The following is a 17,771-nucleotide window of genomic DNA, read 5'->3' on the forward strand; positions in this document are numbered from 1 at the left end:
GTTTCCATCCTGACGTGGGCATTGCTTCCGGCCAAGCAGGTTTCGCTGCCGTGGCACTAAAGGATGATGCCCGCTACTCCCAAGGCCGGATTCCTGCGGACCGCAACCGGGGAAAGGTAGTGGCCATGACTCCGGAGACAATCCTTCAGCTGGGCGTACTTGCCCTCGTAGACAGCACCAGCATCGGCACGCTGGTCATTCCCGTGTGGCTCCTGATGCGGCGGGACGCTGAAAGGACTACAGGGAAGGTCGCCACGTACCTCGGTGCGGTAGGCGTGTTCTATTTCCTTGTGGGGCTGCTGCTGCTCTCGGGAGCCGCGGGGCTGGGCCGAGTCCTGGGCGGAGGCGTGGGGTCGCTTCTGGAGCTGCCGGCCGTGCAGGTAGTAATGGTTGCTGCCGGGGCAGGCATGCTCATCTGGTCTTTCAAGGACACTTCTTTTCAGGGCACCCGCGCCCAGACCGCTGTCCAGGCCGGGACGGGGCAGACCGGTACGCAGGCGCCAGGTACGTCCGGCAGCACTGAAACGACTGGCAGTACTGAAACGACTGGCACCACTGAAACGACTGGCAGCATGGAAACGCCCGGCACCACTAGGGCGACCGCCGCTCAACAGCGCTCGCAGGCAACTGAACATCGCTGGCAGCACCGCATTGGCAAAGCCCTGAACTCACGCGGGGGACTGCTGGGACTGGCACTGCTGGCAGGGGTCCTGGAACTTCCCACGATGCTGCCCTACCTGGCCGCGGTCGGGCTGCTGACCTCGTCCGGGATCGGCTGGACTGCCTCGGCCGGAGTGCTGGGCCTCTACTGCCTGGTCATGCTGCTGCCGGCTGCACTGCTGGTGCTTTCCCGCTGGCTGCTGGGCAAACACCTGGACGGGCCGCTTCAGCGGCTGCGGGCGTGGCTGTCCAAGGCATCGGGGGAAGCGGTGCTGTGGATCGTCGGAATCGTGGGGTTCCTGCTGCTCCGGGCAGGGCTGGCCGGACTGTTCCCCGGCGCATCGTGGAACCCGTTTGGCGGCTGACGGGGAAGGAATCCCGCTGGGGCCTTCGTCAGTGTTGGCGCTGCTCAGGTGGAGCGCTCCTTAAGGGTCGGCGCTGCTCAGGTGCCGGGCTCTCCCAGAGCTGCCCGGAATGCCTGGGCGACCCGCTCGCTAAAGAGCACGAACTCCACCCGCTCAATTCCCGTGCCCTGATGGTTCCTGACCGCCCGCACCGCGGTGCGCGCGACGTCGTCCGCGTCCCACCCATAGACCCCGGCACTGATGGCGGGGAAGGCTACCGTCGCAGCTCCCAATTCCTCTGCCACTTGCAGGCTGCTGGAAAAGGCACGGTGCAGCAGTTCGGGATCGGTCTGGCCTGCCACCGCGTTGGGGCCCACGGTGTGGATCACCCAGCGTGCCGGAAGATTGAACGCCTCCGTGGCCACCGCCTCGCCGACCGGCAGCCCGTGCGGATAAACGGACCGGCGGAGCTCGCGGCAGGCCTCGAGCAGTTCAGGTCCGGCTGCCCGGTGGATGGCGCCGTCGACCCCGCCGCCGCCCAGCAGTGATGAGTTGGCGGCGTTGACCACGGCATCGACGTCGCGCGTGGTGATGTCTCCCTGCAGCAGCTCGATCTCCATGAGCCCAGACTCCCAGCCCCGGCCGCGCTCCGGCAACCCCGCCGTCCCTGCCGCGAACCCTGTCATCGAGATGGCAGAAAAGGCTCTTTTCGGCCCCGAAACGGGCCGTAACTGTCATCTCGTTTCGCCGAGGGGGTAAGTCGGAAGGAGGCGGTCCGAAAATTTGAGAGAATAAGGTTATGCAGTCCATCCGTAACGGCAAGACGCCGTCAGCAACTAATCCCGGCCGGGGAATCAGCCGCCAGATGGCCACGATCGGGACCACCGTCATGGTCTTCGTGTTCATTGTTGCCGTGCTCTTCGCCGCCAATGAGAACGACGTCGTTGGCTGGCTGGTGGTGATCATCTCCCTGGGCTGGCTGCTGCTGTTCGCCTTTGTTGTCTTCAGCATCCGCGGTGCAGCCCGCAAGGCGGGCGCCAAGCTTGCCCAGGCGCAGGATTCACTGAACCGTGCCGCCGGCGCGGCTCCCTCCGTGGAGGTCATGGATGAGGCCACCCTCATCCGCGACCAGAAGCTGGATCACAGCTTCAAGATCATCCAGGTCCAGTCAAAGGTGATCCGCGACAACCTCGGCACCGACGCCGACCAGGTTGCACGCGCCATCGAAACGATTGAAATCACCGCGCACAATGCCCGCGGAATGATGAAGAAGGACGACGGCGGTCCGGTCGAGGGCACTGTAGTCGACTAGGCCGCAGGCAGGGGCGCAACCGTACGCGCCCGGCGGCACCGCCGGAAAACGAAAGCTACTTGAGGGGTAAGGTATTTGGCGTGAGCATGGAATCGACCGGGGAGCCCAGCCTGGAACCGGGATCGTCATCACTGAGGATCGCAACCGTCAACGTGAACGGCATCCGCGCTGCCTACAAGCGCGGCATGGCCGACTGGCTCGCCGAGCGCGGCGTCGACATCCTCTGCCTCCAGGAAGTGCGTGCTCCGGACGCGATTGTCCGGGAGCTCCTGGGCAGCGAGTGGCATATCCTGCACGCCGAGGCTGAAGCCAAGGGCCGTGCCGGCGTGGCGATCGTCTCCCGCACCGAGCCCGTAGCCGTGCGCGAAAACATCGGCGAAGACTACTTCGCCCTCTCCGGACGCTGGGTGGAAGCTGACTTCAAGGTCCCCGTGGACGGAGAAGAGAAGCTGCTCACAGTGGTCAGCGCCTATGTGCACTCCGGCGAAGCCGGAACCCCGAAGCAGGATGACAAGTACCGTTTCCTGGACGTGATGGCGGCGCGGCTGCCGGTGCTCGCTGCCACCAGCGACTACGCACTGATCGTGGGAGACCTCAACGTAGGCCACACCACCCTGGACATCAAGAACTGGAAGGGCAACGTCAAGCGGGCAGGCTTCCTGCCCGAAGAACGCGCCTACTTCGACCGTTTCTTCAGCGATGAGATCGGCTACGTGGACGTTGCCCGCAAACTCGCCGGAAACGTGCCCGGACCGTACACCTGGTGGTCCTGGCGCGGCCAGGCCTTCGACAACGACGCCGGCTGGCGCATCGATTACCACATGGCCACTCCCGCCCTCGCCGATCGTGCCGTCAGCGCCGTCGTCGACCGTGCAGCCACCTACGACGCCCGTTTCTCCGACCACGCCCCCGTGGTTGTCGACTACAAGTTCTGAGGCCCCAAAACATGACGCAGTCGCAGACCCCCGCCCGCCAGCGCATCCTTTCCGGAATGCAGCCCTCCGCGGACTCCCTCCACCTGGGCAACTACCTGGGTGCCCTGGTGAACTGGGTGCGCCTGCAGGAGCAGTACGACGCCTACTTCTTCATCCCGGACCTGCACGCGATCACTGTCCCGCAGGACCCTGCGGACCTCCGGCAGCGCACCCGCGTGACGGCCGCGCAGTACATCGCCGGCGGGGTGGACGTGGACAATGCCACCCTGTTCGTCCAGTCACAGGTGCCCGAACACGCACAGCTGGCATGGGTGCTGAACTGTCTCACCGGTTTCGGTGAAGCATCCCGGATGACCCAGTTCAAGGACAAGCAGCAGCGCTTCGGAGCGGACGCCGCAAGCGTTGGCCTGTTCACCTACCCGATCCTGCAGGTAGCGGACATCCTGCTGTACCAGCCCCACGGCGTACCCGTGGGCGAGGACCAGCGCCAGCACGTTGAGCTCAGCCGCGACCTCGCCAAGCGGTTCAACACCCGCTACGGCGAGACGTTCACGGTCCCGGAAGCCTTCATCCAGAAGGAGTCCGCAAAGATCTACGACCTGCAGAACCCGGCGGCGAAAATGTCCAAGTCCGCCGAGTCACAGGCGGGCCTGATCAACCTGCTGGACCCGGACAAGGTAATTGCCAAGCGAATCAAATCGGCGGTGACCGACGACGGCACGGAGATCCGGTTCGACCGGGAAACCAAGCCCGGCATCTCCAACCTGCTCTCCATCTACTCGCTGATCACCGGCCGAAGCATCGACACCCTGGTCAAGGAGTACGAAGGAAAGATGTACGGACACTTGAAAGTGGACCTTGCAGAGGCAGCAACCGAACACATCCGCCCCATCCGGGAGCGGGCCCTGGGGCTGCTGGACGATCCTGCGGAGCTGGACCGGCTGCTGGCCAAGGGCGCGCTGAAAGCCCGGGAAACGGCGTCGGCTACACTTGCCGATGTGTACGAGAAGATCGGTTTCCTCCCACTGGGTTCAACCGCCCGATAAGCGCTCATGGGCTACACGAACTCCACCGTCCAGACCTCATCCGGCGCAGCAAGCGGCGGCAGCGGCCGGATGCCCGAAAGCCCTTGCTGGGTGGGGATTGTGATCCCGGTTCCTGAGCCCATGGCGTCGGAACTCCGTCGTGCGCGGGCCTCCTTCGGGGACCCGATGGCGTCAGTTATCCCGGCCCACATCACGCTGGTAACCACGACGCCGGCACCGGACTGGGCATCGGCCCTCGAGCATGTGCGTGCAGTGACCGCCGCCCAGGCGCCCTTCACGGTCACCCTGCGCGGTGCGGCCTCTTTCCGGCCGGTTACGCCCGTGGTCTACGTGCAGGTGGAAGAGGGGTTCTCCCAGTGCTCGCAGCTGCACAAGGAGCTGCAGTCCGGGCCGCTGGACCACGAGAACATGTACCCCTATCACCCGCACGTCACCGTGGCCCATGACGTTTCCGAGGCCAGCATGGACAACGCGGTGAAGACCCTGAGGGATTACAGCGCGAGCTTCACCGTAGACCGGATTGGCGTCTTCGAACACGATCCGCACGGACTGTGGGTCCTGCGCGAGGAAATGCGGCTGCTGGGCTAGAAGCCCTTTTCCCGGGCCTGCCGCAGGTAGATCCCGGCCCACGCGGCGATGATCCCGGCTGCCCGTGAGGTCTGTTCCCTGTCCGGCATCAGATGGCTGGAGCCCTCCAGAGAGACGAAACTGCGCGGATGGCGCGCTGCATTGAAGATTTCCGAGGCATTCTCGATTCCCACGGTCTCATCAGTGGGGGAGTGCATGATCAGCAGCGGCAGGTCCAGCGATTCAATGCACTCCTTCAGGTCGTGGCTGTGCAGGTCCTCGACGAGTTCCTGCCGGATCGTGAGAGTGCGTCCACCCAGCTCGACGTCGGCGTGGCCCTGCGCGGCGATGTTCTCCAGCTCATCGGCGAACAGGTGCGCCACATGGGAAGGCCTGAACGGGGCACCGATGGTTACCAGGGCAGCCAGGGATTCCTCGCTCGCGGCAGCGGCCAGCGCGGCTGCCCCGCCGAGCGAGTGGCCAATCAGCAGGGTAGGGGGACGGCCTGAGGAGCGCAGGAAGCCAATCGCGTTGTGCAGGTCGGAAACCTTGGTAGTGAACGAACCATCCTCCCAGGAGCCGGTCGAACGTCCCAGCCCGGCGGCGTCGTAGCGGAGGACACCGATGCCCTGCTCCGCCAGCGCCTTGGAGATGCGGGAGGCTGCGGCGCTGTTCTTGCCGAGCGCGAAACCGTGGCAGAACACTGCCCAGCCGAGGGGATCACCGTCCGGAACATCCAGCGTGCCGGCGAGGGTGGTCCCGTTGACACCGGGAAAGGAAACAGATTCGAACTCTGGCATACCTCCCACCCTATCGGGCAGGCCTCGGCACATCCGGTACGCAAAAGGCGGAGGAGCCGGAAGTGGATCCGGTTCCTCCGCCTTTGGAAGCGGGTTGGTTACTGAACTAGATGGAGCGGTTCAGGATGGCCTGCTTGACCTCGGAGATGGCCTTGGTGACCTGGATGCCGCGGGGGCATGCTTCCGAGCAGTTGAAGGTGGTGCGGCAGCGCCACACGCCTTCCTTGTCGTTCAGGATTTCCAGGCGCATGTCACCTGCATCGTCACGCGAATCGAAGATGAAACGGTGCGCGTTGACGATCGCTGCCGGGCCGAAGTACTGTCCATCGGTCCAGAAGACCGGGCAGGAGGACGTGCAGGCAGCGCAGAGGATGCACTTGGTGGTGTCATCGAAACGCTCGCGGTCCTCAGCGGACTGCAGGCGCTCCTTGGTGGGCTCGTGTCCCTTGGAAACCAGGAACGGCATGATCTCGCGGTAGGACTGGAAGAACGGTTCCATGTCCACGATCAGGTCCTTCTCCACCGGCAGGCCCTTGATGGGCTCGACGAGGATCGGCTTGGACGTGTCCAGGTCCTTCAGGAGGGTCTTGCAGGCCAGGCGGTTGCGGCCGTTGATGCGCATGGCATCCGAGCCGCAGACGCCGTGGGCGCAGGAACGGCGGAAGGAGACGGTGCCGTCATGCTCCCACTTGACCTTGTGCAGGGCGTCCAGGACACGGTCCGTGCCGTACATGGTCAGCGTCCACTCGTCCCAGTGGGCCTCGTCAGAGATTTCCGGGTTATAGCGGCGCACCTTCAGCGTGATGTCGAAGGAGGGGATTTCACCGGCCGTGGATTCGGCCAGGTCAATCTTCGAGGCCGGCTCAGCGACTTCCGTTGTCATTAGTACTTCCTCACCATCGGCTCGTAGCGCGTGAAAATGACCGGCTTGGTATCGAGCCGGATGCCGGCCGTGTGCTCGGCGTTGTCGGCTTCATCCACCTTGTAGGCCATGGAGTGAAGCATGAACTTCTCGTCATCGCGCTCCGGGAAGTCCTCACGGAAGTGGCCGCCGCGCGATTCCTCGCGGTGCAGGGCTGCCACGGACATAACCTTGGCCAGTTCCAGCAGGAAGCCGAGCTCAACGGCTTCCAGCAGGTCAAGGTTGAAGCGCTTGCCCTTGTCCTGGACGTTGATCTTCTTGTAGCGCTCTTCGAGGTCAGCGATGTCGGAGAGCGTCTTCTGGATCGTCTCGGCCGTACGGAACACCTGCATGTTGGCATCCATGGTGTTCTGCAGGTCGCGGCGGATCTCGGAAACACGCTCGGTGCCTTCGGAGTTGCGGACAACATCCAGCAGGGCGATCGTGTCTGCTTCCGGATCTTCGGGCAGGTCGACGAAGTCGGCCTGCAGTGCGTACTCGGCAGCGTAGATGCCGGCGCGCTTACCGAAGACGTTGATGTCAAGCAGGGAGTTGGTGCCCAGGCGGTTGGAACCGTGGACGGAGACGCAGGCAACCTCGCCGGCTGCGTAGAGGCCCGGAATCACGGTGTCGTTGTCCTGGAGGACCTCGGCCTTGATGTTGGTGGGGATGCCGCCCATGACGTAGTGCGCCGTCGGGAAGACGGGAACCGGCTCGGTGTACGGCTCCACACCCAGGTAGGTGCGTGCGAACTCGGTGATGTCCGGGAGCTTGGCGTCAATGTGCGCCGGTTCCAGGTGCGTCAGGTCCAGCAGGACGTAGTCCTTGTTCGGGCCGCAGCCGCGGCCTTCACGGACTTCGTTGGCCATGGAGCGGGCCACGATGTCACGCGGCGCGAGGTCCTTGATGGTGGGGGCGTAGCGCTCCATGAAGCGCTCACCCTCGGAGTTGCGCAGGATTGCGCCTTCGCCGCGGGCGGCTTCGGAGAGCAGGATGCCCAGGCCGGCCAGGCCGGTCGGGTGGAACTGGATGAACTCCATGTCTTCCAGCGGGATGCCCTTGCGGAACGCGATGCCCATGCCGTCACCGGTGAGGGTGTGGGCGTTGGAGGTGGTCTTGAAGACCTTGCCCGCGCCGCCGGAGGCGAAGACCACGGACTTGGCCTGGAAGACGTGCAGTTCGCCGGTGGCGAGGTCATAGGAGACGACGCCGGCAACACGCTTCTGGCCGAAGCTGTCTTCAACGGTCAGCAGGTCAAGGACGTAGTACTCGTTGTAGAACTCAACGTTGTGCTTGACGCAGTTTTGGTACAGGGTCTGCAGGATCATGTGGCCCGTGCGGTCTGCTGCATAGCAGGCGCGGCGGACGGGAGCCTTGCCGTGGTCACGGGTGTGGCCGCCGAAGCGGCGCTGATCGATCCGGCCTTCAGGCGTGCGGTTGAACGGCAGGCCCATCTTTTCCAGGTCCAGCACGGCGTCGATGGCTTCCTTGGCCATGACCTCGGCGGCATCCTGGTCCACCAGGTAGTCGCCGCCCTTGACCGTGTCAAAGGTGTGCCATTCCCAGTTGTCTTCTTCTACGTTGGCCAGTGCTGCGCACATGCCGCCCTGCGCCGCTCCGGTGTGGGAACGCGTGGGGTACAGCTTGGTCAGTACCGCCGTCCGAGCGCGCTGTCCGGATTCGATGGCGGCACGCATACCGGCGCCGCCGGCGCCGACAATGACGACGTCGTACTTATGGACCTGCATACCAGATGCTCTTTCTGTTGAAACTGTGTGTAGCTCTTAGGGAGTTGCTGCGGTGCCTGCCGGGCTAGGGAGCGGGGCAGAAGGACGGCAGCTGGTCCAGGGTCGCGTTGGCGGGGCACGGATCGAACGTGAAGATCACGAGGGTGCCAAGCACGATGATGACGACGGTCGCGGAATACAGCACCGTCTTGAGCCACATGCGGGTGGAGTTCTTTTCGGCGTAGTCATTGATGATGGTGCGCACGCCGTTGGTGCCGTGAAGCATGGCGAGCCACAGCATGACCAGGTCCCAGACCTGCCAGAGCGGGGAGGCCCACTTGCCGGCAACAAAACCGAAGTCGACGGCCTTGATGCCGTCGCCAACCATCAGGTTGATGAAGAGGTGCGTGAAGATCAGGATGACCAGCAGGGCACCGGAGATACGCATGAACAGCCACGCGATCATCTCGAAGTTGCCCTTGCCGGACCCGTTGCGGGTGTAGCGGGGGGAGATGCGGCCGGCCCGGGGGGCCTCAATTGAAGGAGTGCTCATGGCTTAGTGACCCCCGAAAACGATGGGAAGGTGGCGGATGGAGAAGCCGATCATGGTCACGACCCAGAGACCGACGACGCCCCAGAGCATCTGGCGCTGGTACTTGGGTCCCTTCTTCCAGAAGTCGATAAGAATTACCCTCAGGCCGTTGAAGGCGTGGAACACGATGGCGGCAACGAGGCCAAGCTCACCGAGGCCCATGATGGGGTTCTTGTACGCTCCGATGACCACGTTGTAGGCCTCGGGCGACACGCGCACCAGCGAGGTATCCAGAACATGGACCAAAAGGAAGAAGAAGATCACCACGCCAGTAATCCGATGGGCCACCCATGACCACTGGCCTTCACGGCCGCGGTAAAGCGTGCCTGCTGGTAACTTCGACACTGAATTTTCCTCCCTGCATCGCAGCGGCGCTAGCGCGTCTTCCACGCAGTGATGACGCCGGTGCGAGAGCACTTAATAGCTCAAGCATAATCTAGGTCCCGTCGGAAGCGGGATCAATTTAGGTTCCCCTATTGTGTGACCTGGCTTACACTCCGCAGTGCGCCGGCCGCAGCACGTGCTCGTGTCTGCGGACATGGCCGTGGGGACTCTCAGCTAACCTTGGCACTGATGAGTACTGAAATGACAAATGTGAACCCGGAATCGGCCGGCGCCGACGTCTTCGACCGCTTTTACGGCGTGATTCCGGCCGGGGGAGTAGGCACACGCCTGTGGCCGCTCTCCCGTGCTGCCGCACCGAAGTTCCTTCATGACCTCACCGGTTCCGGTTCCACCCTGATCAGGGCGACCTATGACCGCCTGGCACCGCTAAGCGAGGACCGGGTGATGGTCGTCACCGGCCAGCTCCACCGCTCCGCCGTCCTGGCACAGCTGCCGGAGATCCAGCAGGAAAACCTCGTGCTGGAGAACGAGCCCAAGGACTCCGCGGCCGCCATCGGGCTGGCCGCAGCGATCCTGTACCAGCGCGACCCCTCGATCATCATGGGATCTTTCGCCGCTGACCAGGTGATTACCCCGGTGGAGGTCTTCCAGGAGACGGTCCGTGAGGCCATCCATACGGCTGCGCAGGGCTACATCGTCACCATCGGCATCCACCCCACCCACCCCTCCACGGGCTTCGGTTACATCAAGGCCGGAGAACCGCTGGAGATCGAAGGTGCGCCCAGCGCCCACTCCGTGGTGGAGTTCGTCGAAAAGCCCTCCGAGGACACCGCACGCGGCTACCTGCGAAGCGGCAACTACAGCTGGAACGCCGGCATGTTCGTGGCGCCGGTGGCACTGATGCTCAAGCACCTGCTGGCAAATGAGCCGGAACTGCATGCCGGCCTGATGGAAATTGCCGAAGCCTGGGATACCGAGAACCGCCGCGAGGTGGTGCTGAGGGTCTGGCCGACACTGCCCAAGATCGCCATTGACTACGCGGTGGCCGAGCCCGCGGCAGCAGCAGGGGACGTCGCCATGATTCCCGGGATCTTCAGCTGGGACGATGTTGGAGACTTCGCCGCCATCGGGCGGCTGAACCCGGCCGCGGAGAACAGCGAGCTGACCGTGATGGGTGACGGCGCGCGGGTGTACTCCGAGGACGCCTCGGGGATCGTCGTGTCCGATACCAAACGCGTGATCGCCCTGATCGGGATCGAAGATGTGGTGATTGTGGACACTCCGGATGCCCTGCTGGTCACCACCAAGGACCACGCCCAGGAAGTTAAGAAGGCAGTGGAGCACCTCAAGGCCAGCGGAGACACGGACGTTCTCTAAGCCGGGTCGCCGACCCTGGGGCCGGGTGCCGGCCCCAGGGCAAGGGCGTCCTTAAGATGGCGTCCTTAAGATAAGGCAGTATCCAAGATAAGGAAGTATCCCAAGCGACAGTGCAGTGGCTTCGGGCTCACGTTTCCGGGCAGTGGGAAGTCTTAAAGTCATCCGGTTCCCGCAGACCAGCACAGGTTGGCTAACCTTGAATACGTGCAGACAACCCCACTTAGCAGCTCACCCGTTCCGTCTATTCGGGGCAGTGTTGCCCCAATACTGGGTGAGCTGATCGATTTTCGGCGGGACCTGCATTCGCATCCTGAGCTCTCGCACAAGGAGTTCCGGACCACTGACCGGATCGTCGAAGCACTGGAAGCGGCAGGCCTGCAGCCCAAACGGCTTGAAAACACGGGAGCCTACGTAGACATTGGCGACGGACCAATCGGACTGGCTCTGCGTGCGGACATCGACGCCCTGCCCGTCCTGGAGGAGACCGCCCTTCCCTACGCTTCGGTGAACACCGGAATTGCGCACGCCTGCGGGCACGACATCCACACCACCGTCATGCTCGGTGCGGCCCGGGTGCTGGCAAAACTCGACGCCGAGGGCTCCCTGGGCGGGCGGATCCGGGTGATCTTCCAGCCGGCCGAAGAGGTTATGCCAGGCGGCGCCCTGTCCGTGATTGAACAGGGAGTGCTCTCCGGTGTGCCTCGGATCCTGGCCCTTCACTGCGACCCGCGCGTCGACGTCGGACAGGTTGGCACGCGTATTGGTGCCATCACCTCCGCCTCGGACACCATCCGCATCGAGCTTTCCGGACAGGGCGGGCACACCTCGCGTCCGCACCTGACCCAGGACCTCGTCTTCGCGCTGAGCCAGATCGCCGTCAGCGTGCCCGCCATTCTTTCCCGGCGGATCGACGTCCGCAGCGGCGTCTCCGTTGTGTGGGGGCAAATCCATGCCGGTTCGGCGCCGAACGCCATCCCCGGCCACGGCTTCATGGCCGGCACCATGCGCTGCCTGGACGCCGAGGCGTGGCATGCTGCCGGTGAACTGCTCGACGACGTCGTGCGCGAAGTTGCTGCGCCCTACGGAGTGGAAGTGGCGCTGGAGCATACCCGCGGCGTTCCGCCGGTCATCAACTCCGAAGCCGAAACGGGCCTGATCGAAGCCTCGGCAAGGGCAGAGCTGGGGGAGGACTCCGTTGTCCTCACCCCGCAGTCCATGGGCGGCGAGGATTTCGCCTGGATGACCCAGGCGATCCCCGGCGCCATGATGCGCCTGGGCACCCGCACCCCGGGCGGGGAGACCTTCGACCTGCACCGCGGAGACTACAACCCGGATGAACTGGCGATCAGCTGCGGCGTCTCGGTCATGGCCGCTGCTGCGGTCCGCGCGGCCCGCGGCCTGCGGCACTAACCAGGCCTGCGGGACGAACCCGCGGCCTGCGGCACTGACCGGGACTGCCGGATAGGCGCCGCGGCCGTTGCCGTGCCGCCGCAACGCCGCCGCAAACCTCCGATTGATAACAACATGTAAACAAATGTTCGCCAGAGCACAGCTTCGCTTAGTGCTGCGGGACACATGCACTATGGTTAGGTCTTGCTGCGCTCCATGAGGGAAGGAGCGCGCACCACACGCACCTGCGAAGGCCTTCCCGTCCGGCGGGCCAAGACGCAGCTAAGGCGGTGGAACACTTTTCTTTTCTGGAGGAACATTGAAGAATTTCCCGCGCGGCTTCAAGCGCAATGCCGGTGTATCCGTCGCCATGCTGGGCGCATCGGCGCTTCTGCTGGCCGGCTGCGGTGCCGCCCCGGAAGAAGACTCCGCATCCAGCGGCGAGGCAAGCGCCAACGGCGACTTCCTGGCCTGCATGGTTTCGGACTCCGGCGGATTCGATGACCGCTCGTTCAACCAGTCCGGCTTCGAAGGCCTGAAGGCTGCCGAAACTGACCTGGGCATCCAGGTGAAGACCGCCGAGTCCCAGTCGGAGACCGACTTCGGCCCGAACCTGGACTCCATGGTTGTCCAGAACGGCTGCAACATCACTGTCACCGTCGGCTTCCTCCTGGCCGACGCCACGAAGGAAGTGGCCGAGGCCAACCCGGAGAGCCACTTCGCCATCATCGATGACGAGTCGATTGACCTGGATAACGTCAAGCCGATCATCTACGACACGGCCCAGGCTGCATTCCTGGCCGGCTACGTAGCTGCCGGCACGTCGGAGACCGGCAAGGTTGCCACCTACGGCGGAATCAACATCCCCACCGTGACCATCTTCATGGACGGCTTCGCTGACGGCGTCGCCTACTACAACGAAGAGAACGGCACCGACGTCGAGGTCCTGGGCTGGAACAAGGCCGACCAGACCGGTTCCTTCATCGGCAACTTCACCGACACCGGTGCAGGCAAGACCACCACCGAGAACTTCATCAACGAAGGCGCCGACATCATCATGCCGGTCGCCGGACCGGTGGGTACCGGAACGCTCGACGCCGTTGTCGAAGCCAACGCTGGCGGCGGCACCAACAAGGTGATCTGGGTCGACTCCGACGGTTACGAGACCGCCGGCAACGGCAAGGAATACATCCTGACTTCCGTCATGAAGCTCATGGGCCAGGCAGTCGAAGACGTCATCACCTCTGACGTCGAAGGCAACTTCGACGCCGAGCCGTACGTCGGCACCCTGGAGAACGGCGGAGTCACCCTGGCTCCGTACCACGACCAGGAAGATGCTGTTCCTGCAGACGTCAAGACCGCAGTGGACGAGATCAAGGCCAAGATTATTTCCGGTGAAATCACCGTAGAATCCGCCGCCAGCCCCAAGTAAGGGGCCAGGCCGCATCAAACGGACCGCTGTTCGTCCAGCTGGACGGACAGCGGTCCGTTCTGTTCCGGGTAACCTTCCTTTGGGAGTACCCAAACACTCAGACACAAACAGATTGGTTGGGGTTGTGAAACTCGAACTCAAAGGCATCACCAAGCGCTTCGGCACTTTGGTTGCCAACGACCACATAGACCTGGTGATCGAGCCGGGACAGGTGCACAGCCTGCTCGGTGAGAACGGAGCGGGCAAGTCCACGCTCATGAACGTCCTGTACGGCCTCTACGAACCCACAGAGGGCCAGATCCTGGTCAACGGAAAACCCGTTGTCTTCTCAGGACCGGGCGATGCCATGGCAGCCGGAATCGGTATGGTGCACCAGCACTTCATGCTGGTGCCCGTGTTCACCGTTGCGGAGAACGTGGCGCTGGGCAACGAAACCACCCGCGCCGGCGGTTCGCTGAACCTTGAAACCACCCGCTCACGCATCCGCAAGATCTCGGAGCAGTACGGGTTCGATGTTGATCCCGACGCCGTTGTGGAGGACCTGCCGGTCGGCGTGCAGCAGCGCGTGGAAATCATCAAGGCCCTGATCAGGGACGCTGAAGTCCTGATCCTGGATGAGCCCACCGCTGTGCTCACTCCCCGGGAGACCGATGAACTGCTGGCGATCATGCGCCAGCTCTGCGACGACGGCAAATCCGTTGTCTTCATTTCCCACAAGCTGCGCGAGGTCAAGGCCGTCTCCGACGTGATTACCGTGATCCGCCGCGGCAAAGTGGTCGGCGACGCCCCGCCCAGCGCCTCCACCACGGAGCTCGCGTCCATGATGGTGGGCCGTTCGGTCAGCCTGAACCTTCAGAAGGAACCGGCCAAGCTCGGCGAAGCAACCTTCCAGGTCCGTGACCTGGTGGTGCTCTCCGATACCGGCCAGGCCGTGGTGGACCACCTCAGCTTTGAGATCGCCCAGGGCGAGATCCTCGCTGTCGCCGGTGTCCAGGGCAACGGACAGACTGAACTTACCGAAGCCATCATGGGCCTGCAGGAACACGTCACGGGATCGATCAAGCTCGGGGGTGAGGAACTCGTTGGCAGGAGCGTGGCCCAGATCATCGACGCCGGCGTGGGCTTTGTGCCCGAAGACCGCAGCGTGGACGGGCTTGTGGGTACGTTCACCGTCGCGGAGAACCTGGTCCTTAACCGCTACAACAAAGCTCCGTTCGCCAGGGGCCTGTCCATGCGTCCGGCCGTCGTGGCCGAAAACGCGGCGGAGAAGATTGATGAGTTCGACATCCGCACGCAGTCGGCCGAAGCCGCTGCAGGCACCCTGTCCGGCGGCAACCAGCAGAAGGTGGTCATGGCCCGGGAACTGTCCCGGCCGCTGTCCCTGTTTATCGCCTCCCAGCCCACCCGCGGCGTCGACGTCGGATCCATCGAATTCCTGCATAAGCGGATCGTGGCGGAACGCGACGGCGGTACGCCGGTCATGATCGTGTCCACGGAACTGGACGAAGTCCTGGAACTGGCAGACCGGATCGCCGTGCTGTACAGCGGCCGGCTTATGGGCATTGTTCCGGGTAACACGTCGCGCGATGTGCTGGGCCTGATGATGGCCGGCATGAGCGCTGAAGATGCACTTTCGCACCAGAGCGAGATCGAGGGAGGGGCGCAGTGAGCCCGGAGGAAGCAAACAGGCAGCCGGGCGATCCCGCCCCCCGCAAGGAGGAAGCAGCTGCCGATGAAACACGGCTGCTGAATGCTGCCGAAACCGCCGGCGGGGCCCTTCCTCCGCCTGCCGTGCCCGTGCCCGAGACCGAGCTCCACCCGGAGACCGGCAGCGAATCCCTCCTGCGCCGCATCGTTACCGGCAATGCGCTGGTTTCGGTGCTGTCCGTGCTGATGGCACTGGTGGTCGGCGGCCTGCTGATCGCCCTCACCGATGAGGAAGTCGCGGATGCCGCAGGCTACTTCTTCAACAGACCCGGCGACATGCTGGGCGCGGCCTGGTCCGCGGCGTCGGGGGCGTACATTGCCCTCTTCCAGGGCTCGATCTTCAACTTCGAAGCTGACACGTTCTCCCGGATGATCTACCCGCTGACCCAGACACTGACAGTGGCGACACCGCTGATCTGTGCGGGCCTCGGCGTCGCCCTCGCTTTCCGTGCGGGCCTGTTCAACATTGGTGCGCAGGGCCAGATCCTCATTGGCGCCACCCTGGCAGCCTGGGTTGGCTTCAGCTGGCACCTGCCCGTTGGCCTGCACCTGCTGGTCGTCATTCTTGCCGGTGCTGTCGGCGGTGCGCTCTGGGGCGGCATTGCCGGCCTGCTGAAGGCACGGACCGGTGCACATGAAGTGATCGTGACGATCATGCTGAACTACATCGCGATCCAGCTGGTGCTCTTCCTGCTCACCACCCCCGGATTCCAGCGCCCCGGCTCCACCAACCCCATCAGCCCGCAGCTGGATTCGACCGCGATGTTCCCGCCGCTGTTCGGCTCCGGGTTCCGCCTGCACTGGGGTTTCATCATGGCGATCGCCGCCACGGTGTTCATCTGGTGGCTGCTGAACCGGTCCACTGTGGGCTTTGAGCTCCGCGCAGTCGGCGCCAACCCCGCGGCTGCCCGCAATGCCGGCATCAACACCACTAAGGGCTACGTCATCGTGATGCTCATTGCTGGTGCACTGGCCGGCCTGGCCGGCGTGGCGCAGGTATCGGGTACCGAAAAGGTGCTCACCTCCGGTGTCGCTGCCAGCTTCGGCTTTGATGCCATCACCGTGGCGCTGCTGGGCCGCTCCTCACCCTGGGGAACCTTCGCGGCAGGCCTGCTCTTCGGTGCGTTCCGCGCAGGCGGCGTCACCATGCAGACCAGCACCGGAACCAACATCGACATTGTGCTGGTTGTCCAGTCGCTGATCGTCCTGTTCATCGCCGCGCCGCCGCTGGTTCGGTCCCTGTTCCGGATTCCGCCGCCCGGAGCGTTCAAGACCTCCGGCAAGCGCACCACCAAAAAAGCCGATGCAGCGCAAGGAGCAGCATGAGCACCGCAACAACTCTCGCCTCCAAGGGCCAGCCGGCTGATGTGAAGGCCATCCGCAGCTGGAAGACTCCGGTGATCCTGGGTGTCCTGGCAATCCTTGGTTTCTTCATGTTCGGGCTGGGCTCGCCGTCCAGCGAAGTGACATTCCGCTTGACGGACGCCAACGCAGCCATCCAGCTCCCCAACATCGTGGTGTCGGCACCCGTCCTGGGCTGGATCGCCTCGGTGGTCCTGCTCGCATCCGCCGCGTACGCCTTTATCCTGGTCAACCGCTACCAGCACGTCCCCGGCTGGCTGATCGCGGTGTTCACTGTGTTCTTCATTGCCGCATTCCTGACCTGGGCAGTGGGCAGCGCCCGCAACCCAAGTGTGGCGCTGTATGGACTCCTGGCCGGTTCCTTCACCCTGGCCTTCCCGCTGATTTTCGGATCACTCTCGGGCGTGCTGTGTGAGCGGTCTGGCGTCGTGAATATTGCCATTGAAGGGCAGTTGCTGTTCGGCGCCTTCGCCGCCGCCGTTGCAGGCTCCCTGTCCGGCAACGCGTTCGTGGGGCTCTTCGCGGCAGCCATTGCCGGTGTGCTGGTTTCCCTGGTGCTGGCGGTGTTCAGCATCAAGTACATCGTGAACCAGGTGATCGTCGGCGTCGTGCTGAACGTGCTTGTCTCCGGCCTCACCGGGTTCCTCTTCTCCACCGTGCTCAGCGCGGATTCGGCAAAGTGGAACTCGCCCCCTCGCCTGGACAAGATCGCGATCCCGCTGCTTTCGGATATTCCGATCCTGGGCCCGATCCTGTTCGACCAGTCCGTCATTGGCTACCTGATGTACGTTGCCGTCGCGGCGATCTACTTCGGCCTCTTCCACACCAAGTGGGGCCTGCGGACCCGTGCAGTGGGCGAACACCCCAAGGCCGCGGACACCGTGGGCATCAACGTGAACCGCATGCGCTTCTGGAACGTGCTGCTCGCCGGTGCCGTAGCCGGCGTCGGCGGCGCATTCTTCACGCTCGTTGCGGTCTCTTCCTTCAACCGGGACATGACCTCCGGGCAGGGCTACATCGCCCTGGCGGCGCTGATCCTGGGCCGCTGGAACCCGATCGGTGCGCTGTTCGCGGCGCTGCTGTTCGGCTTCGCATCCAACCTGCAGTCCGTGCTGAGCCTGCTGGGTACCCCGGTGCCCAACCAGTTCCTGGCCATGCTGCCGTACGTGGTAACCATCTTCGCCGTCGCCGGCGTTGTAGGTAAGTCACGCGGTCCTGCAGCCAGCGGCATTCCCTACATCAAGAGCTGATCCCCACCCCCACAAGGACAAGAGG

General features: G+C 63.9%; 17 protein-coding genes. 11 read left to right on the top strand and 6 right to left on the bottom strand.

What is annotated here, in order from left to right; genetic code table 11:
• Window positions 1–125 precede the first annotated feature (125 nt).
• On the top strand, window positions 126–1,025 hold the full coding sequence (locus ABFX29_RS13700) for a GAP family protein (RefSeq protein ID WP_152228756.1): 900 nt from the start codon (window positions 126–128) through the stop codon (window positions 1,023–1,025).
• A 77-nt stretch (window positions 1,026–1,102) separates the two neighbouring features.
• Here ABFX29_RS13700 and ABFX29_RS13705 read toward each other — a convergent pair whose 3' ends face one another.
• Window positions 1,103–1,624, bottom strand: coding sequence for an O-acetyl-ADP-ribose deacetylase (locus ABFX29_RS13705; RefSeq protein ID WP_152228755.1), 522 nt, complete (start codon window positions 1,622–1,624; stop codon window positions 1,103–1,105).
• A 179-nt stretch (window positions 1,625–1,803) separates the two neighbouring features.
• Between ABFX29_RS13705 and ABFX29_RS13710 the strand changes: the two genes are divergently transcribed.
• From ABFX29_RS13710 to ABFX29_RS13725, 4 genes are all read left to right on the top strand, one after another.
• Window positions 1,804–2,316, top strand: coding sequence for a hypothetical protein (locus tag ABFX29_RS13710; RefSeq protein WP_152228754.1), 513 nt, complete (start codon window positions 1,804–1,806; stop codon window positions 2,314–2,316).
• A gap of 86 nt (window positions 2,317–2,402) precedes the next feature.
• The gene (locus ABFX29_RS13715; RefSeq protein ID WP_152228818.1) at window positions 2,403–3,251 is read left to right on the top strand and encodes an exodeoxyribonuclease III; all 849 of its coding nucleotides are present in this window, start codon (window positions 2,403–2,405) and stop codon (window positions 3,249–3,251) included.
• Window positions 3,252–3,262: 11 nt separating this feature from the next.
• Window positions 3,263–4,297 carry a tryptophan--tRNA ligase gene (gene trpS, locus ABFX29_RS13720; RefSeq protein WP_152228753.1) on the top strand — a complete coding sequence of 345 codons (1,035 nt, stop codon included), beginning with the start codon at window positions 3,263–3,265 and terminating at the stop codon, window positions 4,295–4,297.
• 120 nt (window positions 4,298–4,417) lie between these two features.
• On the top strand, window positions 4,418–4,885 hold the full coding sequence (locus ABFX29_RS13725; RefSeq protein WP_346038498.1) for a 2'-5' RNA ligase family protein: 468 nt from the start codon (window positions 4,418–4,420) through the stop codon (window positions 4,883–4,885).
• Here ABFX29_RS13725 and ABFX29_RS13730 read toward each other — a convergent pair.
• From ABFX29_RS13730 to sdhC, 5 genes are all read right to left on the bottom strand, one after another.
• Window positions 4,882–5,664 carry an alpha/beta hydrolase gene (locus ABFX29_RS13730; RefSeq protein ID WP_152228751.1) on the bottom strand — a complete coding sequence of 261 codons (783 nt, stop codon included), beginning with the start codon at window positions 5,662–5,664 and terminating at the stop codon, window positions 4,882–4,884. The genes ABFX29_RS13725 and ABFX29_RS13730 overlap by 4 nt on opposite strands.
• Window positions 5,665–5,770: 106 nt before the next feature.
• Window positions 5,771–6,547 (bottom strand): succinate dehydrogenase iron-sulfur subunit, encoded by a 777-nt coding sequence (locus ABFX29_RS13735; RefSeq protein WP_152228750.1) that lies wholly within the window; start codon window positions 6,545–6,547, stop codon window positions 5,771–5,773.
• Complete coding sequence (gene sdhA, locus ABFX29_RS13740) at window positions 6,547–8,313, bottom strand: succinate dehydrogenase flavoprotein subunit (protein WP_152228749.1); 1,767 nt, start codon at window positions 8,311–8,313, stop codon at window positions 6,547–6,549. The genes ABFX29_RS13735 and sdhA overlap by 1 nt, the downstream gene beginning before the upstream one ends.
• A gap of 64 nt (window positions 8,314–8,377) precedes the next feature.
• Window positions 8,378–8,845, bottom strand: coding sequence for a succinate dehydrogenase hydrophobic membrane anchor subunit (locus tag ABFX29_RS13745; protein WP_152228748.1), 468 nt, complete (start codon window positions 8,843–8,845; stop codon window positions 8,378–8,380).
• A 3-nt stretch (window positions 8,846–8,848) separates the two neighbouring features.
• Window positions 8,849–9,229 carry a succinate dehydrogenase, cytochrome b556 subunit gene (gene sdhC / locus ABFX29_RS13750; protein ID WP_055240212.1) on the bottom strand — a complete coding sequence of 127 codons (381 nt, stop codon included), beginning with the start codon at window positions 9,227–9,229 and terminating at the stop codon, window positions 8,849–8,851.
• 228 nt (window positions 9,230–9,457) lie between these two features.
• On the opposite strand from sdhC, the gene ABFX29_RS13755 reads away from it, so the two are divergent.
• The 6 genes from ABFX29_RS13755 to ABFX29_RS13780 all read left to right on the top strand — a co-directional run bounded on the left by ABFX29_RS13755 (window position 9,458) and on the right by ABFX29_RS13780 (window position 17,746).
• On the top strand, window positions 9,458–10,606 hold the full coding sequence (locus ABFX29_RS13755; protein ID WP_246167596.1) for a mannose-1-phosphate guanylyltransferase: 1,149 nt from the start codon (window positions 9,458–9,460) through the stop codon (window positions 10,604–10,606).
• A 204-nt stretch (window positions 10,607–10,810) separates the two neighbouring features.
• Window positions 10,811–12,016 carry an amidohydrolase gene (locus tag ABFX29_RS13760; protein ID WP_152228747.1) on the top strand — a complete coding sequence of 402 codons (1,206 nt, stop codon included), beginning with the start codon at window positions 10,811–10,813 and terminating at the stop codon, window positions 12,014–12,016.
• A 298-nt stretch (window positions 12,017–12,314) separates the two neighbouring features.
• The gene (locus ABFX29_RS13765; RefSeq protein WP_400488034.1) at window positions 12,315–13,427 is read left to right on the top strand and encodes a BMP family lipoprotein; all 1,113 of its coding nucleotides are present in this window, start codon (window positions 12,315–12,317) and stop codon (window positions 13,425–13,427) included.
• A 124-nt stretch (window positions 13,428–13,551) separates the two neighbouring features.
• The gene (locus tag ABFX29_RS13770) at window positions 13,552–15,096 is read left to right on the top strand and encodes an ABC transporter ATP-binding protein (protein WP_152228746.1); all 1,545 of its coding nucleotides are present in this window, start codon (window positions 13,552–13,554) and stop codon (window positions 15,094–15,096) included.
• The gene (locus ABFX29_RS13775) at window positions 15,093–16,460 is read left to right on the top strand and encodes an ABC transporter permease (RefSeq protein WP_152228745.1); all 1,368 of its coding nucleotides are present in this window, start codon (window positions 15,093–15,095) and stop codon (window positions 16,458–16,460) included. The genes ABFX29_RS13770 and ABFX29_RS13775 overlap by 4 nt, the downstream gene beginning before the upstream one ends.
• The gene (locus ABFX29_RS13780; protein ID WP_152228744.1) at window positions 16,457–17,746 is read left to right on the top strand and encodes an ABC transporter permease; all 1,290 of its coding nucleotides are present in this window, start codon (window positions 16,457–16,459) and stop codon (window positions 17,744–17,746) included. Before ABFX29_RS13775 ends, ABFX29_RS13780 begins: the two co-directional genes overlap by 4 nt.
• Window positions 17,747–17,771: the final 25 nt, after the last annotated feature.

The organism is Arthrobacter gandavensis (assembly GCF_039528575.1).
Taxonomy (GTDB): Bacteria; Actinomycetota; Actinomycetes; order Actinomycetales; family Micrococcaceae; genus Arthrobacter_B; species Arthrobacter_B citreus_B.

Coding starts and splice junctions, on each gene's coding strand:
- ABFX29_RS13700 (WP_152228756.1), top strand. CDS start 126: ATGACTCCGGAGACAATCCTTCAGCTGGGCGTACTTGCCCTCGTAGAC.
- ABFX29_RS13705 (WP_152228755.1), bottom strand. CDS start 1,624: ATGGAGATCGAGCTGCTGCAGGGAGACATCACCACGCGCGACGTCGAT.
- ABFX29_RS13710 (WP_152228754.1), top strand. CDS start 1,804: ATGCAGTCCATCCGTAACGGCAAGACGCCGTCAGCAACTAATCCCGGC.
- ABFX29_RS13715 (WP_152228818.1), top strand. CDS start 2,403: ATGGAATCGACCGGGGAGCCCAGCCTGGAACCGGGATCGTCATCACTG.
- trpS (WP_152228753.1), top strand. CDS start 3,263: ATGACGCAGTCGCAGACCCCCGCCCGCCAGCGCATCCTTTCCGGAATG.
- ABFX29_RS13725 (WP_346038498.1), top strand. CDS start 4,418: ATGGCGTCGGAACTCCGTCGTGCGCGGGCCTCCTTCGGGGACCCGATG.
- ABFX29_RS13730 (WP_152228751.1), bottom strand. CDS start 5,664: ATGCCAGAGTTCGAATCTGTTTCCTTTCCCGGTGTCAACGGGACCACC.
- ABFX29_RS13735 (WP_152228750.1), bottom strand. CDS start 6,547: ATGACAACGGAAGTCGCTGAGCCGGCCTCGAAGATTGACCTGGCCGAA.
- sdhA (WP_152228749.1), bottom strand. CDS start 8,313: ATGCAGGTCCATAAGTACGACGTCGTCATTGTCGGCGCCGGCGGCGCC.
- ABFX29_RS13745 (WP_152228748.1), bottom strand. CDS start 8,845: ATGAGCACTCCTTCAATTGAGGCCCCCCGGGCCGGCCGCATCTCCCCC.
- ABFX29_RS13755 (WP_246167596.1), top strand. CDS start 9,458: ATGAGTACTGAAATGACAAATGTGAACCCGGAATCGGCCGGCGCCGAC.
- ABFX29_RS13780 (WP_152228744.1), top strand. CDS start 16,457: ATGAGCACCGCAACAACTCTCGCCTCCAAGGGCCAGCCGGCTGATGTG.